The organism is Pantoea sp. R13S299 (genome assembly GCF_048515925.1).
Taxonomy (GTDB): domain Bacteria; phylum Pseudomonadota; class Gammaproteobacteria; order Enterobacterales; family Enterobacteriaceae; genus Pantoea.
The window spans coordinates 739,764-757,820 of record NZ_JBLYEF010000002.1 but is presented as its reverse complement, the minus strand read 5'-3'; the positions used below and the strand labels follow the sequence as shown (position 1 = coordinate 757,820).

At 51.5% G+C, this 18,057-nt stretch carries 17 protein-coding genes; 12 read left to right on the top strand and 5 right to left on the bottom strand.

All coding sequences use genetic code 11. From position 1 onward, the window contains the following. Positions 1-436 precede the first annotated feature (436 nt). On the bottom strand, positions 437-997 hold the full coding sequence (gmhB, locus tag ACN1CO_RS14365) for a D-glycero-beta-D-manno-heptose 1,7-bisphosphate 7-phosphatase (protein ID WP_419139500.1): 561 nt from the start codon (positions 995-997) through the stop codon (positions 437-439). 189 nt (positions 998-1,186) lie between these two features. On the opposite strand from gmhB, the gene metN reads away from it, so the two are divergent. The 7 genes from metN to ACN1CO_RS14330 all read left to right on the top strand — a co-directional run bounded on the left by metN (position 1,187) and on the right by ACN1CO_RS14330 (position 8,384). Then, positions 1,187-2,218, top strand: coding sequence for a methionine ABC transporter ATP-binding protein MetN (gene metN / locus ACN1CO_RS14360; RefSeq protein ID WP_031591192.1), 1,032 nt, complete (start codon positions 1,187-1,189; stop codon positions 2,216-2,218). Continuing rightward, positions 2,211-2,864, top strand: a complete 654-nt coding sequence (locus ACN1CO_RS14355; protein WP_090964442.1) for a methionine ABC transporter permease MetI — start codon at positions 2,211-2,213, stop codon at positions 2,862-2,864. Before metN ends, ACN1CO_RS14355 begins: the two co-directional genes overlap by 8 nt. A gap of 34 nt (positions 2,865-2,898) precedes the next feature. Continuing rightward, positions 2,899-3,714: a MetQ/NlpA family lipoprotein gene (locus ACN1CO_RS14350; RefSeq protein WP_419139499.1), complete on the top strand. Its 816-nt coding sequence runs from the start codon at positions 2,899-2,901 to the stop codon at positions 3,712-3,714. 128 nt (positions 3,715-3,842) lie between these two features. Further along, entirely contained in the window at positions 3,843-4,241 is a 399-nt protein-coding gene (gene rcsF / locus ACN1CO_RS14345) for an Rcs stress response system protein RcsF (protein WP_090964438.1), read from the top strand. Beyond that, positions 4,238-4,942 (top strand): tRNA (N6-threonylcarbamoyladenosine(37)-N6)-methyltransferase TrmO, encoded by a 705-nt coding sequence (tsaA, locus tag ACN1CO_RS14340; protein WP_419139498.1) that lies wholly within the window; start codon positions 4,238-4,240, stop codon positions 4,940-4,942. The genes rcsF and tsaA overlap by 4 nt, the downstream gene beginning before the upstream one ends. An 89-nt stretch (positions 4,943-5,031) precedes the next feature. Further along, positions 5,032-6,750: a proline--tRNA ligase gene (gene proS / locus ACN1CO_RS14335; protein ID WP_419139497.1), complete on the top strand. Its 1,719-nt coding sequence runs from the start codon at positions 5,032-5,034 to the stop codon at positions 6,748-6,750. Positions 6,751-7,190: 440 nt separating this feature from the next. After that, positions 7,191-8,384, top strand: a complete 1,194-nt coding sequence (locus ACN1CO_RS14330; RefSeq protein ID WP_419139353.1) for an IS4 family transposase — start codon at positions 7,191-7,193, stop codon at positions 8,382-8,384. A gap of 62 nt (positions 8,385-8,446) precedes the next feature. Here the strand turns inward: ACN1CO_RS14330 and ACN1CO_RS14325 are convergent, their stop codons facing one another. Beyond that, positions 8,447-10,105, bottom strand: coding sequence for a methyl-accepting chemotaxis protein (locus ACN1CO_RS14325; RefSeq protein ID WP_419139496.1), 1,659 nt, complete (start codon positions 10,103-10,105; stop codon positions 8,447-8,449). Between the two features lie 551 nt (positions 10,106-10,656). On the opposite strand from ACN1CO_RS14325, the gene ACN1CO_RS14320 reads away from it, so the two are divergent. Further along, on the top strand, positions 10,657-11,073 hold the full coding sequence (locus ACN1CO_RS14320; protein WP_419139495.1) for a hypothetical protein: 417 nt from the start codon (positions 10,657-10,659) through the stop codon (positions 11,071-11,073). Between the two features lie 65 nt (positions 11,074-11,138). On the opposite strand, the gene ACN1CO_RS14315 is transcribed toward ACN1CO_RS14320, so the two are convergent. After that, a complete protein-coding gene (locus ACN1CO_RS14315; protein ID WP_419139494.1) occupies positions 11,139-11,372 on the bottom strand; it encodes a DNA polymerase V subunit in 234 nt (77 codons plus the stop codon). A 960-nt stretch (positions 11,373-12,332) separates the two neighbouring features. Between ACN1CO_RS14315 and ACN1CO_RS14310 the strand changes: the two genes are divergently transcribed. After that, the gene (locus tag ACN1CO_RS14310) at positions 12,333-13,550 is read left to right on the top strand and encodes a diguanylate phosphodiesterase (RefSeq protein ID WP_419139493.1); all 1,218 of its coding nucleotides are present in this window, start codon (positions 12,333-12,335) and stop codon (positions 13,548-13,550) included. 172 nt (positions 13,551-13,722) lie between these two features. Next, positions 13,723-13,932 (top strand): CsbD family protein, encoded by a 210-nt coding sequence (locus ACN1CO_RS14305; protein WP_064738984.1) that lies wholly within the window; start codon positions 13,723-13,725, stop codon positions 13,930-13,932. Between the two features lie 150 nt (positions 13,933-14,082). Here ACN1CO_RS14305 and ACN1CO_RS14300 read toward each other — a convergent pair whose 3' ends face one another. Next, positions 14,083-14,571, bottom strand: coding sequence for an Hsp20 family protein (locus ACN1CO_RS14300; protein ID WP_419139492.1), 489 nt, complete (start codon positions 14,569-14,571; stop codon positions 14,083-14,085). Between the two features lie 175 nt (positions 14,572-14,746). Continuing rightward, complete coding sequence (locus ACN1CO_RS14295; RefSeq protein ID WP_090967092.1) at positions 14,747-14,986, bottom strand: transcriptional regulator; 240 nt, start codon at positions 14,984-14,986, stop codon at positions 14,747-14,749. Between the two features lie 369 nt (positions 14,987-15,355). On the opposite strand from ACN1CO_RS14295, the gene ACN1CO_RS14290 reads away from it, so the two are divergent. Beyond that, a complete protein-coding gene (locus tag ACN1CO_RS14290; RefSeq protein ID WP_419139491.1) occupies positions 15,356-15,580 on the top strand; it encodes a DUF3606 domain-containing protein in 225 nt (74 codons plus the stop codon). A 521-nt stretch (positions 15,581-16,101) separates the two neighbouring features. Beyond that, complete coding sequence (locus ACN1CO_RS14285; RefSeq protein WP_419139490.1) at positions 16,102-17,886, top strand: EAL domain-containing protein; 1,785 nt, start codon at positions 16,102-16,104, stop codon at positions 17,884-17,886. Positions 17,887-18,057 lie beyond the last annotated feature (171 nt).

The following is an 18,057-nucleotide window of genomic DNA, read 5'->3' as shown; positions in this document are numbered from 1 at the left end:
TCAATCTGAGCCATGATCAAACTCTTCAATTTAAGTTTGATTTGCTTAAACAAGTTAAGCGGTGCTCATCTGTAAAACGTCATAATGAATTTCATTATGTGTTCACTCGTGAGGCTTGATATTTTTTACGTCCGGAGACGCTGATATCAATCCTGCGAGTGCCCACACAGATTGTCTGATAAATTGTTAAAGAGCAGTGCGAACAGTGCGTTAGCGTCCTGTCGCGAGGTGGCGTATATTACGCTTTCCTCCTGCAGAGTCAACCTCTATTTCAGAAGTTTTTCTCCGGCGGCGCAGTCTCCTGTGCCTCCTGACCCGTTTCCCGTTGCCGGTTTGCCGTGTCAGTGGAGGCGCATTATAGGGAACGGCTGAGATAGCGCAAGTGCAAATTGAGACTTTTTTGCTGTTCGCCTGAAATTTGCACAAAAGCGCCGTTTTAACCCTTTTTAATGCGTCCTGGCAGCTCTGCAAGGCTATTAATCACCCAATCTGCCGCCGCTTCACCTTCAGCTGTCACCGGTTTGCCGCTGCGCACCAGCACTTTGGTGCCAACACCGGCAGCCTTTCCGGCCAGCATATCTTCCAGCTTGTCACCTACCATATAAGAAGCAGCCATATCGATATGCAGTTCTTCCTGTGCCGTCAGCAGCATGCCCGGCTGCGGCTTACGGCAGTCACATTCCTGACGGAACGCTTCTACTGTTGCTTCAGGATGGTGAGGACAGAAATAGATGCCATCAAGATCAATGTCGCGATCGGCCAGCGACCAGTCCATCCATTCTGTCAGGCGCATAAAGGTATCTTCGGTAAACATACCGCGCGCTATGCCAGACTGATTGGTCACTACCACCAGCGCATATCCCATTGCCTTCAGTTGTTGCAGCGCTTCAATCGTGCCGTCAATAAACTGGAAGTCATCGATCTCATGGACGTAGCCATTGTCGACATTAAGGGTGCCATCACGATCAAGAAAAATAGCGGGGACTTTATTCGCCACGTAGAAACTCCTGCTGTAAAAATTGCCGATCAGTATCGCATGATTGCTATAAAAGGGAGAATGTCAGATTGAATCACTTCCATTGATTTAGACGTCTGGATGCCTTAACATCCATCCAGCTTTTATCATTAATAAAAGTGACGAGGCCTCCCACACCACGGACAACGCAACACGATAATAAATAACATAATGATTAAATTAGAAAATATCACCAAGGTGTTTCAGCAAGGTACGCGCTCCATTCCGGCTTTGACGGATGTGAGCCTGCATGTGCCTGCCGGACAAATTTATGGCGTTATCGGCGCTTCCGGTGCCGGTAAAAGTACGTTGATTCGTTGCGTTAACCTGCTGGAGCGCCCCACCTCGGGCCGCGTACTGGTCGACGGCGCTGATTTAACTGCACTTAACGAACGTCAGTTAACTCAGGCACGCCGCCAGATCGGCATGATCTTCCAGCACTTTAACCTGATGAACTCCCGTACCGTCGCGGGCAACGTCTCTCTTCCACTGGAACTCGGTAATCTCTCCCGCGCTCAGATCAATGCTCGCGTCACAGAGTTGCTGGAACTGGTGGGATTATCCGATAAGCATGACGCCTGGCCCGCCAATCTGTCGGGTGGACAAAAGCAGCGTGTTGCGATTGCCCGCGCACTGGCCAGCAATCCCAAGGTTCTGCTGTGTGATGAAGCAACCAGCGCACTGGATCCTGCGACGACGCGCTCCATTCTGGAATTGCTTAAAGACATCAACCGCCGGCTTGGGCTGACGATTCTGCTGATCACCCATGAGATGGATGTGGTGAAACGCATCTGCGATCAGGTTGCGGTCATCAGTCACGGTGAGCTGATTGAGAAAGATAGCGTCAGTGAAGTGTTCTCTCATCCAAAAACGCCTCTGGCGCAGCAATTTATTCAGTCGACGCTGCATCTGGATATCCCGGATGATTACCAGCAGCGCCTTTCTGCCACCGCTGCTGAAGGCACTGTGCCGCTGCTGCGACTGGAATTCACCGGTAAATCAGTTGATGCGCCGCTGCTTTCCGAAGCGGCCCGCCGTTACAACGTGAATAACAACATTATCAGTGCCCAGATGGATTACGCTGGTGGCGTGAAGTTCGGCATTATGCTGGCCGAAATGCATGGCACAGAAAGCGATACCCGCGAGGCAATAGCCTGGCTGAAGGAGAATCATGTGAAAGTAGAGGTGTTAGGTTATGTCTGAAGCGATGATGTGGTTGCTGGGACGGGGCGTGTGGGAAACGCTGATGATGACCTTCGTCTCGGGCTTTTTCGGTTTTGTGCTGGGCCTGCCGGTCGGCGTTTTACTCTATGTGACCCGTCCGGGGCAGATTCTGCAGAATCAGGGACTTTATCGCGTGCTCTCCGCGCTGGTGAATATCTTCCGTTCGATTCCTTTCATTATCTTACTGGTCTGGATGATTCCCTTTACCCGTATCATCGTCGGCACCTCAATCGGACTGCAGGCGGCCATCGTGCCGCTGACCGTCGGCGCTGCGCCGTTTATTGCGCGTATGGTTGAAAACGCCTTACTGGAACTGCCAACCGGTCTGATTGAAGCGTCACGTGCCATGGGCGCTACGCCAATGCAGATCATCCGTAAGGTTCTGCTGCCGGAAGCGATGCCGGGGCTTGTGAACGCGGCGACCATCACTCTGATTACCCTGGTCGGTTACTCCGCCATGGGCGGCGCAGTGGGTGCCGGTGGCCTGGGCCAGATCGGTTATCAGTATGGTTATATCGGATATAACGCCACTGTGATGAATACGGTATTGGTGTTGTTAGTGGTTTTGGTGTATCTCATTCAATTCTGTGGCGACCGCATCGTGCGTGCTGTGTCCCATAAATAAGCAAGCAATATCACATTATTAAGAAGGAAAGGATATGTCTTTCAGATTCAAGAAAATTGCCGCTGTGGGTGCACTGATTGGCGCGATTGCGCTGGCAGGATGCGATCAAAAAGAGAAAGACCCTAACCACATCAAAGTGGGCGTGATTGTCGGTGCTGAACAGCAGGTTGCTGAAGCAGCGCAGAAAGTTGCCAAAGAGAAATATGGTCTGGACGTTGAGCTGGTCACTTTCAACGATTACGTGCTGCCGAATGAAGCGCTGAGCAAAGGCGATATCGACGTTAACGCCTTTCAGCACAAACCTTACCTTGATCAGCAAATCAAAGATCGTGGCTACAAGCTGGTATCAGTCGGTAACTCTTTCGTCTACCCAATCGCGGGCTATTCGAAGAAGATCAAATCACTGGATGAGCTGCAGGATGGCGCGCAGGTTGCTATTCCAAACGATCCAACCAACCTGGGCCGTACACTGCTGCTGCTGCAGAAAGTGGGTCTGATCAAACTGAAAGATGGCGTGGGCTTGCTGCCAACCTCACTGGATATCACTGAGAATCCTAAGCATCTGAAAATTGTTGAGCTGGAAGCGCCGCAGCTGCCACGCTCACTGGACGATCAGCAGATTGCGCTCGCGGTAATCAACACCACCTACGCCAGCCAGATTGGCCTGACGCCAGCCAAAGATGGCATCTTCGTTGAAGATAAAGATTCACCTTACGTGAACCTGATTGTTGCGCGCGAAGATAATAAAGATGCGGAAAACGTGAAGAAATTCGTCAAGGCTTACCAGTCTGACGAAGTTTACGCAGAAGCTAACAAAGTCTTTAACGGCGGCGCGGTTAAAGGCTGGTAATTCAGCTGTTCATCTCCTGAAGGGCGGCGCTATGCCGCCCTTTCTGTTATTGGGTGCCCTGCCCGACTTGTTATTTATTCCTGTCCTTGTTTCAATAACGCCACTTTTTGAAACCTGAGGATGTTGCCATGCGTTTTTTACCGCTCTGCTTGTTAGCATTGATGCTGACAGGGTGTGTTCATGAGTATCACCCGATAAGCAGCGCACCGTCCCGGCCGCAGCAATCCAGTGAACCGACCCGCAAGCCTGTAGCACGACCTGCCCCGGTTAAGCTCTATACCGATGCCGCCGATCTGGTCAGTAAGCCGTTCCGCGATCTGGGTGAAGTCTCCGCGGAAGATTGCCAGATCAGCAACCAGAACTCCCCAGCGAACATCGCCACAGCGCGTAAACGTCTGCAGATCAAAGCGTCACAGATGAAAGCCAATGCCGTGCTGCTGCATCAGTGTGAAATCGTTACCGGCACCCCCGGCTGCTATCGTCAGGCCGTCTGTCAGGGTTCAGCGCTGAAAGTCAGCAGCCAATGAGTGAGTTCACCTTTGCGCAGATTGGAGTAATCCGTTCGCCGTGGAAGGAGAAGTTTGCCGTACCACGCCAGCCAGGCCTGGTGCAGGATGGTGGCGGCGAGCTTCACCTGCAGCCACCTTACAATCAGCCGGAAGCGGTACGCGGACTGGAAGCATTCAGTCACCTCTGGCTGCTCTTTGTTTTCCATCAGACGATGGAAGGTGGCTGGCGTCCCACGGTTCGCCCTCCCCGTCTGGGCGGCAATGCGCGCATGGGTGTATTTGCGACACGTTCAACGTTCCGTCCCAATCCCATTGGGATGTCGCTGGTTGAACTGAAAGGTATCAGGATTGAAAAACAGCAGGTCATCCTGCAACTTGGCAGTCTGGATCTGGTCGATGGCACGCCGGTGGTGGATATCAAACCTTATCTGCCCTTTGCCGAAGCGCTGCCTCATGCCCAGGCAGGTTTTGCTCAGGCGGCTCCTGCAGCTGATATGCCGGTTCGCTTCTCCGCGCTGGCCCAACAGCAGCTTCACCAGCAGTCGCGCTACCCCAATCTGGCACGCTTTATCAGTGAAGTACTGGCACAGGATCCCCGTCCCGCTTATCGTCAGGGCGAAACCCAGGATCGTGAATATGCGGCCTGGCTGATGGATTTTAATGTACGCTGGCGCATTGACGATGCCGGTACTGAAGTGATCGCTATCGACCCGCGTTAAAACCCGCTTTTGAGCCGGTGATCTCACTGGTACACTAGCCGCCAGCAAAATTCTGTCTGTGACTCTCCGATCAACTGGAACCGTAATCAATGCGTACTACTCAATATCTGCTCTCTACTCAGAAAGAGACGCCTTCCGACGCTGAAGTGATCAGCCACCAGCTGATGCTGCGCGCCGGTATGATCCGCAAACTGGCTTCTGGCTTGTACACCTGGTTACCGACCGGTGTTCGCGTGCTGAAAAAAGTCGAAAACATCGTTCGTGAAGAGATGAACAACGCGGGCGCGGTTGAGATTTTAATGCCGGTTGTGCAGCCCGCCGACCTGTGGCAGGAGAGCGGTCGCTGGGAGGAGTATGGCCCGGAACTGTTACGTATTGCCGATCGCCACGAGCGTCCGTTCGTGCTGGGTCCAACGCATGAAGAGGTGGTCACTGACCTGATCCGCAATGAGCTGAGCTCTTATAAGCAACTGCCGCTCAACCTGTATCAGATTCAGACCAAATTCCGTGATGAAGTGCGTCCACGTTTTGGCGTGATGCGTTCACGCGAGTTCATCATGAAAGATGCTTACTCGTTCCACACGTCGCAGGAATCGCTGCAGGAAACGTACGACGCGATGTACCGCGCCTACAGCCAGATCTTCAGCCGTATGGGACTGGATTTCCGTGCTGTGCAGGCCGATACCGGTTCTATCGGAGGCAGCGCATCCCATGAGTTCCAGGTGCTGGCGCAGAGCGGTGAAGATGATGTGATCTTCTCTACCGATTCTGATTACGCCGCTAACATTGAGCTGGCCGAAGCTGTCGCACCCGCTGGTGAACGTGCCGCGCCGTCGCAGGAGATGCAACTGGTCGAGACGCCAGACGCAAAAACCATCGCGGAACTGGTTGAGCAATTCAATGTGCCTGTTGAAAAGACAGTGAAAACGCTGATTGTTAAAGGCGCAGATGAGAGCGGTCATGCACTGGTTGCCCTGCTGGTTCGCGGCGATCATCAGTTGAATGAGATCAAAGCAGAGAAGTCAGCAATCGTTGCCTCACCGCTGGTATTCGCGACGGAAGAAGAGATTCGCGCCGCAGTGGGTGCCGGTCCGGGTTCAATCGGCCCAGTGGGTCTGCAGATGCCAATTATTGCCGACCGTACCGTAGCGAAGATGAGCGATTTCAGCGCCGGTGCCAACGTCGATGGTAAGCACTACTTTGGCATTAACTGGGAACGCGATCTGCCGCTGGCCAGCGTTGCGGATATCCGTAACGTGGTCGAAGGCGATTTAAGCCCGGATGGCAAAGGTACGCTGCAGATTAAACGCGGCATCGAAGTCGGTCACATCTTCCAGCTCGGCACCAAATATTCTGACGCGCTGAAAGCCTCCGTTCAGGGTGAAGATGGCCGTAATCAGGTGATGAGCATGGGCTGCTACGGCATCGGCATCACCCGCGTGGTGGCGGCAGCCATTGAGCAGAACCATGACGATCGCGGCATCATCTGGCCAGCCGCACTGGCACCTTTCGAGGTGGCGATTCTGCCGATGAATATGCAGAAATCGTTCCGCGTTAAAGAGCTGGCGGAAGAGCTGTATACCACTCTGCGTGCCAAAGGCGTTGAAGTTATCCTGGATGACCGTAAAGAGCGTCCGGGCGTGATGTTCGCAGATATGGAACTGATCGGTGTGCCGCACACCATCGTCATCGGCGACCGCAATCTCGATAATCAGGAGATTGAATATAAATCACGTCGTGCCGGTGAGAAGCAGATGATTAAGCAGGATGAAATCGTTGATTTCCTGCTGAAGGCTCTGAATAAGTAAGCTTTGAAGTAATGGTCAGATGCCTTGCCTGTGGGGCGTCTGACAGCTGAGAAACTTAAAGTAGGTTGAATCTGGCAGCAACGGAAAATATTAACGCCCAGGGAACAGGGTCAGAAGAGGAAAGCGTCCCGCGGCAGGGACAAAAACGCCGGGAGCGTTTTTGAACAACGCAACGCGTTGGCCCTGCAACGGACGCACCTCAGGGATGAGGTGCGTAATCGCGCGGGCCGAGCGTGCCATGGATGGCGGTTTTTGCGTCTTTCCGATCTGACCCTGTTTCCAGGGTAGGTTCCGACTTACCGCTATACGACCCTGACTTTATCGGTACTCAAACGCCCCGCCTGCGGCTGGGGAATCCCCAGAAATGTGCGGGTGAAAAAAGACAGGCATAGAGTTCTGTGATCTACTGATTGTGCTAACAATTCAATGAGATCACCTCTATGCCTGCTCATCAAGTATGCCAGAAGTTTTTCCGCGATTCTCTGCTGCCGTTCCACCAATACCGTCAAAATGCTTTGCTTGATGCCACTACTGCCCTTATTAACGGGGCATCACTCTCTCTGACCAGCATCGGGCGATTTATGCCTGGTGGCGCTCAGGTCAAAAACAAAATAAAACGGGCGGACCGGTTGCTGGGAAATCAGGCCCTTCAGAAAGATGTGCCGCTGATCTTCAGCAACATTATTTCTATGCTCACCAGCAGGCTGTCTTTATGCGTGATTGCGGTCGACTGGAGCGGCTATCCTACGCAGGATTTCCATATACTCAGGGCCAGTCTCGTCTGTGATGGACGCTCAATACCTCTGCTAAGTCAGGTGGTTGCGTCCGATATGCAACAGAATGCGGTCGTCCAGTCTGATTTTCTCAGTGCGCTCAGTGATGCCATTGGCCCCGATAAAAAAGTCATCATCATTACGGATGCGGGTTTCCGTAATACCTGGTTTCGGCAGGTAAAAATGCTGGGGTGGGATTTTATCGGGCGGGTTCGGGGTGCTGTCCTGCTTAATCTTCACAGTGAGGGTGACCGCTGGCGCAGAGGCGAAACACTGACCGCAGCAAAAGAGCCGGTCAGTTTGGGGGCGGGCTCGCTTGCCCGCGATAAAAAGTCACGTTGTGATGGTTATTTTTATCTTCACAAACAGGCTCCCAAAATGCGTAAAAATAAACGCGCTCGCGGAAGATTATTTAGTGCAAAAACAGAGAAAGAGCAGCGGGAAGCGGGTCGTGAACCCTGGTTGATTTTTACCAGTACAACTGAATTTGAACCCCGTAAAATAATGAAGCTATATAGTCGCCGGATGCAGATAGAGCAGAACTTTCGTGATGAAAAAAGCGAACGGTACGGGTTGGGTCTGCGCACCAGTTACAGCCGATCAGCAGGAAGGCTACTGGTGCTGAGCCTGCTGGCAACGCTGAGCACAATCGTGATGTGGCTGCTGGGTTATCATGCTGAAAATAGAGGGTTACATCTGAGATATCAGGCAAATAGTATAAAGTCGCGGCGTGTTATCTCATACCTGACTTTAGCGAAGAACATCCTGAGACATTCTTCGCTGATTTTAAGGCAGCTGTTGCCAGATGAGGTCCTTAATCATCTCGCCCACTCATACCAAAATATGGTCATGATTTACTGAGCTGCGATTAGTGGGGATCCTTCAGCCCACAGGGTGGAGGCTATGATATTACGGCTTAACGGTTAAAAACTTTCCCAGTTCGCCTTCGTCATGTCGATACTCTGGCGCTCAGGCTGCTTTGCCTGCAATACCGGACGACGCAAAGCTGCGGCCTGCTGCGGCTGTGCGACACGGTGATTGCTTTCCAGCGTAAAGGTCGACACCAGCCCTGCCAGCGTCTCTGCTTGCTCCTGCAGCGACTTAGAGGCAGATGAGGCCTCTTCCACCAGCGAGGCGTTCTGCTGCGTCACTTCATCCATCTGGCCAATGGCCTGATGAACCTGCTCAATGCCTTTGCTCTGCTCGGAAGTTGCTGCGGCAATCTCATTGACCAGATCGGCCACCTGCTGAATCGCCTGGCGGACATTTTCACTGTTTGTGCCAACACCGCCGGCCTGCGCTAAACCATGCTCAACCTGTGAAACCGACGTAGAGATCAGGTCTTTGATTTCACGGGCAGCCGAAGAGGAGCGCTGCGCCAGATTGCGCACTTCTGAGGCGACAACAGCGAAGCCGCGGCCATGCTCACCAGCACGCGCTGCTTCGACAGCCGCATTTAGTGCCAGAATATTGGTCTGGAACGCGATGCCTTCAATCAGGCCGGTAATTTCAGAGATTTTGGCAGAGCTGCCGCGGATCTCGTCCATCGTACTGAGCATCTGCTTCACCGCCGACCCATTCTGGATTGACATGTTATTGGCGTTATTCACCAGGCTGCTGGCCTGTTGCGCACCTTCTGAGTTCTGTCGCACCGTTTCGCTCAGTGTTGCCATACTGGCAGACGTCTGCTCCAGGGAGGCCGCCTGCTCTTCCGTACGCGCAGAGAGATCCTCATTGCCCGCCGCAATCTGCGTTGAACCGGTACTGACCGACTGTGCGGCATGACTGACCGAGAGCAGCGTGCCAGAAACGCGCGCCAGCAGCTGGTTAAATGCCATTGCCGTTTTGCCGATCTCATCTTTGCTGCGAACGTCGGCAGTATGGGTCAGGTCAAGCGTATGGCTGACCTGCGTCATGGTATTCACCATGCCTGAGAGGCTCTTTTTGATGCCGAGAATCACTTTAGCGGAGAAAGCACCCAGTATCAGAATGAGCAGCAGTGAGCCGCCAGACATCGTCCACAGCGTCTGACTATAAATGCGCTTGTTTTCCGCTCTGAGCTGTTCGCCAATATCGATGTTCAGCTGAATCTGACGGGTGAAGTCTGCTTCCAGTTTGCGTGCAGCGGCACCAATACCATTATCACTCTGTAATAATGGCAGTGTGACCGCATCATTGTGGGCGCGTGAGGCGGCAAGGAATGCTGGCAACGCGCTGCGGACCGCATCCAGGTTTTTATTAGCCTGCACGGTCATCTCTTTATCTTCATCGCTGGAGATATCGTTAGCCATATAATAATCATTGAGAGACTTAATCTGCGTCAGCAGGTTCTCAATACGCTCTTCCGCCGCCGGGAATTTAGTCGCGTCACTGGTGCTGTGATGGCGGTAAAGCGCAATGCCTAACTGATTGGTCACGCTAATCGATTTATTGAGATCGCGAATGCTGGGTATCGCGTTCACCTGTACATATTCAAAACGTGACTGAAAGCCCGAAATTACGGATAAAGAGATAATCACCAGTGCAATCAGTGACATTGCAAGCAGTGAAAAAATCAATACCAGACGTTGTGTAATAGACATACTTGCCCCCGGCAAAAAAGATTAATTTAAACATGGTGTAAAGCTGAATCGTTTATATCGGCGCTTGTCGGCAGGCCTTTAATTAATCGCATGCGATATATTTTTTTATTTTTTCTTGCGAATGGAACAAAGTGTGCCAGGCAGAAAAATACTCTGACCTTTCCTGACTTTCATTTTGACACACCCTCTTATACCTCATCATATTTATGAAATCGCCCACATTGCCGGGAAGCGGTTTTCTACTGCCGAATGGTCATAATTACGCGTCAGCTAACATGCATCGGAATCTTATGATTAGCCTGCTAATTCAACAGGGTGGCTGACGATAACTGTTAATAAGCGGATGTTTTAACCGCATTATATCTCGCAGCAGATTCAACAATGACAGGGTGGAGAAGCGGAACAGCCGGAGAGAACAAAAGCCTGTATGTCTGGCTGACATCAGATCCTCTGATAAGTGAATGACGGACTGCCCGATGCCTGGGGAGGTCCATTTGAGATTTTAGCCATTCGTGGCAGGACCAGATTAAATCAGCGAAAACACTGGCGGAATGCTGATTCTGGTCTATGCTCACTGGCCCGACCAGGCTTTAGTCTGTTGGATAGCAATAACGCTTAAAATAAAAAAGGTAGTTGTCATGGATTTAGCCACATTTGAAACCAGAACGGGTCTTTGGCCACACATGCAGTTCACAGATGTTGAATATGAACTTTGCAGCACTGGCGTTGAGATCTATGCCATTGATGTCAGTCGTCAGACCAAGAGCAAGCTGTTTATCTGTCGCGTCACCAGCGAACAGCAGGCAGCAGCGCTGACCGCTCAGTTCAAAGAGTGGTTACCAAAGTTAAAGCTTAAAAAACGCAAAGTTGCCCTGAATCTGGCACGCATGGCCTGCGATAAGAGCTATCCCGTCAATCCTAAATTCCAGGATCGTTCTGACATGCGTCGGAACACCTCCAGGCTCTGATGCCCGCTTCAGCCTGCGCATGTCATCGCAGGCAGGCTGAAATGGATCCGGTTCTGTGGCGCGTTTTAATCACGCGCCGCAGGAACCTGAAACAGCCGCCATTCACCATCCTCAATCGAGATATCACTGAAAGTGGTGATATGCATCTCTATCCACGTATTCGCGGCGCGAAGCGTGTGAGGTGAATTACGCTGTTCCAGTTCAGCGACAAAATCCCGGGTGCTTACTGTGCACAGACCGGAATTATCCCTCTTCATCGCCTCTCTGAATGCTAACCAGACTTCATCATCCTGTGACATCTCATTTACCTCACAATGACTCTCAGTTCAGAACAGACTGTATATATAAACAGTATAATTATTTCCTGAAGGGGTCAAGTCTGTGCGGAAAACCTGATGCAGCTCGCTATGCGACGTCTGGATTATGGCCATTTTTAGCATAAGCATATGACTGGAAGGGACTTTAATCCTAATCTTAGAAATCGTTTTCATACCACATTAACTCTTTGATTAAAAAAGATAACTGGCATTATTAGCTTTTTAATTATTTGATATCTAAATAAAAAAAGGGTTAACCGTAGCGGCATAAAGTCCGGTTTTGCCTTATCTTTAAATGGCTCTGTAATGAAATCCACTTCTTTTACAGAGTGAATTGACTCCTACCCTTGCCCCCTTTTACAGGGGGCACTTTTTCAGATAACGCAGATGTCGACATCTGCCTGTCATTGCTGACCGGCAACGCTCACGCGTTCCGGAAAAATGTGGTGATGATGTTAATGGACTGTCTGAAAAAATGGTGGATTTGTAACCTTATACTTCATTAGCTAAGCTTAAATCATAAGCTGCTCAAAACAGCTGATTGAATATCAAAGCATTTTTCTGAAATATCAGAAAAACTGATTTTTACCCGTATGAAAACCTTGCCATAACGACATGGTAAGGAGAGTAAAAAACGCGTAATAATCAGGCACTATCGGATTGACCGGCGCCTCACCAGGGATGCCGTAACGTTATAATAATGCGCTATATCTGCTGTTCGCCCCCGCTTTTGCGGGGGCTTTTATTTCCACGCTATTTCTGTGCCCGCTTCCTGTCGCAGTATGCTCTGCTTTGAAGTTCCTCCCACTCTGAAGTATTCCCTGAACCTATGGTCAGATTGATGACGTAAGCAGAACGGCATAATGGCTGTAGTTGTGCCCTTAACCATCAATATTTCTGTGGTATGGTTAATCAGTAACTTCCTGCCATATGAGTCTGCTTATGCTCTCCACCCTTATTTACCGTAGCCAGCTTTCGGATACTGTCTCGCCAGAGAGATTAAAGGCGTTGGTGGAGCATTCCAGTATCAAAAATGCCGCGGCTGAGGTCACCGGGATCCTGCTCTATGACGGGCGGCACTTTTTTCAGGTGCTGGAGGGGACCGTTGATAATGTGCATGCCGTATTCGAGCGTATCAGCCAGGATGATCGGCACTTTAACCTGATTGAACTGATGCGGGATTACGCGCCCGCCCGTCGGTTCGGCCATGCCGGAATGGCCTTGTTTGATTTGCGTGACTATGAGAAGCACACCGTAGTGGATGCCCTGCTGAAGCGGGTTACCCTGAATGATGAGCGCATCAGACATGACCGGGTCGTGAAGTTCCTGCGTTCGTTCGTCGAGGGACGGGATAAAGAGACGTTTATCGGGATCGATCCCGCCAGTCACTGGACGCTGACCACGCCTGTTACCGCCAATGTTCAGCCATCCTGGCAACCGGCACCAGATCAGCGCTGTGAATTCGCGCTCCAGCCTATCGTGGATACCACGAATCGCCAGATTGTTTCCTGCGAAGCCCTGATACGCGGTCTGCACGGCGCCTCACCCGCAGACTATTTTTCACAGCTGCAGGAAAGCGAGCGCTACCAGGCCGATCTGCACTCTAAAACCTACGCTTTCCAGCTGGCCAGACATCTGGGATTAAGGGAACAGACGCTCTCTGTCAACCTGCTGCCCATGTCGCTGGTGGTCATCGACGATGCGGTTGATCATCTTATCCAGCAAATCAGACAGCAGGGATTACGGCCCGAACAGGTAGTAGTTGAAGTCACTGAAGATGAAATCATTTCGCGCTTCGACGAATTTCAGTTTGCGGTTCAGCAGCTGAAAGCCGCCGGAATCAGCCTTGCACTTGACGATTTTGGTGCCGGTTTCGCAGGCCTGTCGCTGTTAGCTGATTTCCAGCCCGACAAAGTGAAAATCGATCGCAAGCTGATTACCGATATCCACCGCAGTGGTCCGCGTCAGGCGATTGTGCTGGCCATCCTGAAATGCTGCCAGGCGCTGGAGATTACGGTCATCGCGGAAGGCGTTGAAAAAATTGAAGAGTGGCTCTGGCTGGAAGGTGCCGGCGTCCGCTATTACCAGGGTTTTCTTTTCGCGCGCCCTGCCCTGAATGCGTTGCCTGCAGTGAGCTGGCCAGCACGCCGCCCGGTGTAAATACAACTGAATTAATCTCCCTTTCCCTCCCCTTTTGTTCAGAGTTTGACCCGGCTCACACCGCCTCGCTGCAAAAAGCAAAAGCTGTGCCATGCTTGATCCATCTGAGAGCCAACCGGCAAAACAGATACTCATCAGGTCCCTGGATAACAACCGAATTGGGAGAATCACCATGAACGAAGATCGCATTAGCGGTAACTGGAAGCAGTTCAAAGGTAAGGTTAAGGAAAAATGGGGTGATCTTACGGATGATGATATGACCGTGGTCGAAGGGAAACGCGATCAGCTGGTCGGTAAAATTCAGGAACGCTATGGCTACGAGAAAGATCGTGCTGAAAAAGAAGTGAAAGAGTGGGAAGATTCCAACAAGTACCACTGGTAACGCGTTCTTAATCGCCGGGCGTCTCTGCGCCCGGTAACTGTCCTGCCGCTTTCATCCCTGTCTAATCGCCTGTCATGCTGACATCGCAGTCTGTTGCAGTGAGTGATCAAAAAGGCGGAAACAGCCTCTGCCATTTCCGCCCTGTTCCCATTACTGATGTTCAAGAGTACGCGGTCCGCCGATCGAAATGGGGATACGTCGCGGTTTCTCGCTCTCTGGTATTTCCTGGATCAGATCGATGTTAAGTAAGCCCTCCGCCAGAGTCGCTCCGGTGACCTTCATGTGCTCCGGAATAGAAAAGCTCAGCTGGAAATCGTGTCGGGAAATGCCACGATGGATCCAGCTGCTGTTCTCCTCCCGTGCCTCGCCAGAGGTATCCTGGGATGTTTTTTCTCTGTGCCCCGCCACAGAAAGCCGTCCGCCACGTAGCTCAATCTCCAGTTCATCCTCTTTCCAGCCGGGTACGCTGACGGTCAGCGCATAGCGGTTATCCTCAACCCGCTGCAGATCGTAAGCGGGAGCGGTGGTTACCGGGCTGTCGCCAGTCAGCTGACTGAATAATTTATCGATGCGGTTAAAGCGGTCTGAAAACACAGAATCAGCCAGCGAAGGGAAAACGGAAAATTGTTGTACTGACATAGTGATAATCTCCTGAACAGGTTCATCCAAAAGTTCATCTGACCGGTATCATATTTCCGGTCATCTCCATAAATAGGGATTCGTTGTCAGCTTTCAAGTCGGGAAATAAAATTTTTTTACCGTTAACTAACAGCCGGTTACCAGCGAAATAAATGTCAGGGTATTAACGCAGCCGCTATTTCTTGCTCTGAGGTGTCAGAACGAAATGAGGATGACGGCCAGCCAGTAATAACAGCAGCTCATATTCGCCCTGACTTAATAATGTCGGGTTACCAGCGGCTTCTTTGGTTTGCCATACTCTCAGGCTAAGGTCAAAACGCTCAGCAGCGCTCTGTTGTGACAACCCGGCGGCAAGGCGAAGTTCACGCACGTTACTCTGGACAATCACAGGCGACTGGGGGGGACGATTAACCAAACAAAGACTCCTTCAACATGATGAAAATGCAAAAGCACAGCCCTTCGCGATCAATAAAAGCGAAGCGACCTGAAAGCAGCAAGGATGACAAGACCAGAGAATAATTGACTATTTTGAATAAATGTCAAATTTCAGGCTGAACATTTATCCCTGTTTCTCTGTAAGCGAAGCGGCATATTTCGTGCTGACAGCGACTTTTCTATTTCCTTAGAGTGCCTTATTCCTCCCGCCAGGAATTATCCTGTTATTTGCCTTAAGGGTGATTCAGGGATTAATCCGCTACCTCAATGCTTCTTTCTTCATCAGGATAGATGTTTAGCCTGAGGTTGATGTTCAGGCTGCATCATTGAAACCAGAGGAGGATAATAAATGAAAAATCCTATCCAGCGTCGTTCGCCAGACGATCTGTCGCAGGTGGAAATTCGTGAACAGTGGCAAATCACCTACTGGACTCAGGAGCTGGGGACAACCCAGGAAAGGCTGACACGCGCCATCCGCGAGCGAGGCCCGACGACAGAACAGGTCCGTGACTGGCTGGAACAAAACCCGCCGCCACGTCGCCCAACTCAAACCTCAAACGGCATCAAAGGTTAACCTGATTGCTGACTGAAGCGCTGGATAACCGCCAGCGTCGCGGTGGATGGGCCTGCATCAGCCAGGAGTGCGCTGACAGGTCATATCTGCCGTTCTGTGCCACTTCCCGGCTTTTGCTTTGTGTTTTAGGAGGTTACCGCCTGGATCAATCTGCAGTCGTGCTCCTCTCTCTGGCAGCAGGCACATTTCATGGCAATAACAGATTTATAATTAACGTTAACTCTCCTGAATAGTTATTCATCGCCTGACGGGAAATAAACATTAAGCATGCTGAAAACCGCCTGCTGCATATATAAAATGAACTGTTGTAAATAACCGGACGCCTCTTCGATTAAATTTTCGAATCGTAAACACCCATTTTATGCGTTAAAGAAAATATTAAGAGACACCCGCCGCGTAGTCACTTATCATCAGCATGAAAATAAAAATCACACCATATTTCCTGCCGCCCGAATCACATTTCGCTCCGGACAGTTTTCTTTTTTCGCTCCGTAATCAGCCGGTGCGGGGGTTCTACACACATGCTTAACAATCTCAACGGCGACAATGAACGCCGAAGCCGCGCTTTACAGGCGCTGCGCGACCCTGATGAAAGCCGCGATGAAGTGCTGCGGAAATTTGTCCGGTTAGCCAGTCAGGCCCTGGGTATACCAGGCAGCTTTATTTCTGTGCTGGATGATGAGTTTCAGACCGTACGCGCATCACACAATTTTGATCTGCAACGCTCAACGCGTGCGGACTCACTCTGCCGTCACGTGGTTGACAGTGACAGCGCGGTAATCGTCCCTGATACGTATCATGATGCGCGTTTTGTCACGCATCCGCTGATCACCGGGTCTCCCTTTATTCGCTTTTATGCCGGTGTGCCGCTCAAAACCCGCGACGGTATTATTCTGGGCACGCTCTGTGTGACCGACACTCAGCCACAGGCATTTGCCAGTGATCAGGTGACAACACTGACGCTGCTCTCCACGCTGGTGATGTCCTTCCTGGAAGCCTGGCATGCGGCTGGGTTTACCGATCCGGTGACCGGGCTACCTAATCGTCAGCGTCTGATACGGGATTTGCAGTATCTTGCCGTGACCGGCGATACCACGCCACGCCGTCTGGTTCTGATTGATTGCATCGATATGTCGCGTGCTTACGAACTGGCACGCTCTATGGGTATGACGCCGGTTGAGAGTCTGCTGAAAGATATGGCCACCTTGCTGCCGCTGCGCCTGCGTCCAGCGGTTGGGGAAATGATCTACACCGTGGCCACGGGCCGGTTTGCCATCCTGACTCGGGCGGACAGCCGACTGAGTGCTGCCTGGGTAGCCGGTCGTCTGGAAGGGATTAGTGCAGACATGGATGATGGTCTTTCAGTCGCACTCACTCCTCATACCGGTGAGGCTGACTTTGTTGCGGGCAGCATGCCAGCTTCTGAAATATTACGTCGTGCCGTCAGTGCACTGAATGATGCAGTCGGCAGGGGGCTACCCTCTCAGCGTTTTAACGCCGAGGCAGAAACCCAGCGTTCAGAAGATTTCATGCTGATGACCGATCTTAAAATGGCGTTACACGAGAACACCGGGCTTTATGTGGTCTATCAGCCGAAAATTTGTCTGCAAAGTGGTAAGCCGGTGGGTCTGGAAGCGCTTATCCGCTGGCTGCATCCCAGCCGGGGTGAACTCTCTCCTGGCGCGTTTATCCCACTGGCTGAACAGACCGATCTGCTCTCTGTGCTGACTGCCTGGATTATCGATCAGGCGGTCGAACGTCTTAGTCGGTTGCGTAACAACTGCATTCAGTTGCCGTTGACGATAAACGTCAGCGTACGCGACTTTGCGCGCGAGGGATTCGCTTCAGCGCTGGAAAGTAAGATGGTTAAGTCTAAGCTTCCGACCTCTTTGCTGGGAATCGAATGTCTTGAGACCGAACGCATCCTTGAAAGCCCGACCGCTCTGCGCGGACTGGAGATGCTCAGAGAGCGAGGCTTCACCATTTCACTGGATGATTTTGGCACCGGCTACAGCAATATCAGTTATCTGCGCCGTATGCCGCTGGATGTGATTAAGCTGGATCGTTCCCTGATCAGTGAGCTTTCCTCTGATACTGCTTCACGCATCATTGCCCGCAGCATTATCGCCATGCTCAAAGAGCTGGACTACACCGTGGTGGCAGAAGGGGTGGAGTGTCCGGATGCCGTGACCTCGCTGACTGAGTATGGCTGCGATCAGGCTCAGGGCTATTTCTATTCGAAGCCGCTGAACGAAGAAGCGCTGGATCACTGGCTTCACTGGAAGCTGCGTGGCGAATGTCATTAAACGGGCGGAAACGTGATCTGCTATCAGATCGCGCTTCACACATCAGGTCTTCTCAGACAACCCTTCTTCGAAATTCAAAATATTTGATTAACTTCAGCAAAACTTCGCTATTTCAGTCCGACATGATCGCGCCTATGATTCATTCCATCGAGGCAGAACGCCTCACCCTGA